3 protein-coding genes and 1 pseudogene are annotated in these 2,130 nt (G+C 65.6%); 2 read left to right on the plus strand and 2 right to left on the minus strand.

Features of this window, described 5'->3' with window-relative positions; translation table 11 throughout:
* Both mobA and B2W70_RS11070 read left to right on the plus strand, forming a co-directional pair.
* The coding region (gene mobA / locus B2W70_RS11065; protein WP_286745698.1) for a molybdenum cofactor guanylyltransferase at nucleotides 1-646 on the plus strand (646 nt) is incomplete at its 5' end.
* Nucleotides 633-1,178, plus strand: a complete 546-nt coding sequence (locus B2W70_RS11070) for a GNAT family N-acetyltransferase (RefSeq protein WP_058085951.1) — start codon at nucleotides 633-635, stop codon at nucleotides 1,176-1,178. The genes mobA and B2W70_RS11070, both read left to right, overlap by 14 nt.
* Nucleotides 1,179-1,200: 22 nt before the next feature.
* Here the strand turns inward: B2W70_RS11070 and rnhA are convergent, their stop codons facing one another.
* On the minus strand, nucleotides 1,201-1,647 hold the full coding sequence (gene rnhA / locus B2W70_RS11075; protein ID WP_058085950.1) for a ribonuclease HI: 447 nt from the start codon (nucleotides 1,645-1,647) through the stop codon (nucleotides 1,201-1,203).
* Between the two features lie 36 nt (nucleotides 1,648-1,683).
* Nucleotides 1,684-2,130 (minus strand): annotated as a pseudogene (locus tag B2W70_RS11080) (SAM-dependent methyltransferase); the annotation flags it as partial.

Here is a 2,130-nt window from a genome sequence, read left to right on the forward strand (position 1 = left end):
GTTGGCGGGCGGGGAAGGCCTGCGCATGGGCGGCGTCGACAAAGGACTGCAGCCCTGGCGAGGGCAACCGTTGGCTCAGTGGGTGCTGGAGGCCTTGCGGACACAGGCAGACAAGCTGGGGGTGGGCGCCAACCGCAACCAAGCCAGCTACGCGCAGCTGCTTCAGCGCGCCTGCCAAGCCAGCGTCGAATCTCTCGAGCCGAGTGCAAGCGGCCCGGGCAACGCAGGCGTCCATCCTGACTCACCCGAGCTGCCCCCCCGCAGCGGCCCCCTGGCTGGCATCTTGACCGCCCTGCAACACTGCCCAAGCGATTGGCTGCAACTGGCCGCCTGCGACACCCCGAACCTGCCCGGTCACCTGGTTGAACGCTTGCTGGCGGCCGCCCGCCATGCAGGGGCCGACATCGCGGTCCCACTCACGGAGGAGCTCGGAGCGGACGCGCTGGAAGAAAGACTCCACTGGACCTGCGCCCTCATCCACAAGAGGGTGACCCCTGATCTGGCGGCGGCCTTCGTGAAGGGTGAACGCAAAGTCGGTCAATGGATCCGCTCTCAGAGCTGGGTGGCGGTATCCTTTGCGCCAGCATGCGACTTCGAGAACATGAACACCCTGGAGACACTGGAGGCTGCAGATGAGCGACGCTGACGCCCAGGTGCGCGTTGGCCGCATCACCGCGGCGGACCTCGGCGCCTACAAGCGTTTGAGGGACGAAGCCTTGCGCCTGCACCCAGATGCTTTCGACGCCGACATCGACAGCGAACAGTCTCGCCCACCGGAGAGCTACCTGTGGCGGCTCGGCATGGGTGAAACGCTGGGCGGCACCTTCTTGCTGGGCGCCTGGGACGGCAGGGAGCTGATCGGCATGATCGGCCTGGAGCGGCAAACCCAGGCCAAGCTGCGCCACAGCGCCGAGTTCAACAGCATGATGGTGCACCCGAGCCACACCGGGCGCGGCATCGGCATCCGGCTTGTGCAGGCGGCCATCGCCGAAGCCAGGCAAGCCATCGGACTGGAGCAGATCACCTTGCGCGTGAGCACGTCCAGCAATTCAGCCATCCGGCTCTACGAGAGGGTGGGCTTTCAAGGCTGCGGTGTGTTGCCGCATGCCATCAAGCTGGTCGAGGGGCCTGGCCAGGTCCGCTACCACGACAAGCTGACCATGGTCCTCATCCTCTGAGGCCCGAAACCAGGCCCTGGCCTCAGGCTTCGGCTGCACCCCGGTTGGCCAGCGCATCGGCCTTTTCGTTGCCCGGGTCACCCGCGTGGCCCTTGACCCAATGCCAGGCCACGTCGTGCCGGTGGGTCTGGGTTTCAAGCTCCACCCACAACTCGGCGTTCTTGACGGGCTTGTTGTCTGCGGTCTTCCATCCACGGCGCTTCCAGCCGGTGATCCACTCCGTGATCCCCTTGCGGACGTATTCGCTGTCTGTGTAGACATCGACCTTGCAGCGCTTTTTGAGCGCGGTCAGGGCCTGGATGACGGCGGTCAGTTCCATGCGGTTGTTGGTGGTCAGGCGCTCGCCGCCCCACATCTCTTTCTGATGCTGACCACTGACCATCCAGACGCCCCAGCCACCTCGGCCAGGGTTGCCTTTGCAAGCCCCGTCGGTGTAGACGACCACCGCAGGGTTGTTGTTCTCGCTCATCGAATCTCGCTTGTTTGCAGTCACACGGTTTGTTGATCAGGTTTCGTTGCGCTGGTTGCGCTGGGCCACGACGGCAGGCGCGGCAGCTGGGCTCATGCGGGTGCGACGCACCTTGCCCACCAGGTGCATGCCACGCGCTCGCTTGACGGCCACCACGAAGTAGACGGCCCCCAGCACCGGCCACCAGCGGTCACCGGCATTCTCCATCCAGGCCAGGCGATCCCAGCTGCGTTGCTGACGCAACATGGGCCGGTAACACCCAAAGCAACCCGCCTCGACTTCCAGGTCCAACAGACGCAGCCAGTCGCGCAAGCGCCAGTAAGCAATGAACTCACCTTGGGGCAACACGGGCGCGGATGCCGCACCCCAACGCCCCATGCGCTGCCAGAGGCCCCAAAGGCTGGCCGGGTTGAAGCCGGCAATCACCACCCTGCCCTCGGGCACCAGCACCCGCTCGACTTCTCGCAGCGTGTGGTGCGGGTC

The sequence above is a fragment of the Aquabacterium sp. UBA2148 genome (assembly GCF_002328915.1).
GTDB classification, from domain to species: Bacteria; Pseudomonadota; Gammaproteobacteria; order Burkholderiales; family Burkholderiaceae_C; genus Aquabacterium; species Aquabacterium parvum.

Excerpts from the sequence above, each read along its gene's own strand:
- B2W70_RS11070 (WP_058085951.1), top strand. The coding sequence starts at position 633 with ATGAGCGACGCTGACGCCCAGGTGCGCGTTGGCCGCATCACCGCGGCG.
- rnhA (WP_058085950.1), bottom strand. The coding sequence starts at position 1,647 with ATGAGCGAGAACAACAACCCTGCGGTGGTCGTCTACACCGACGGGGCT.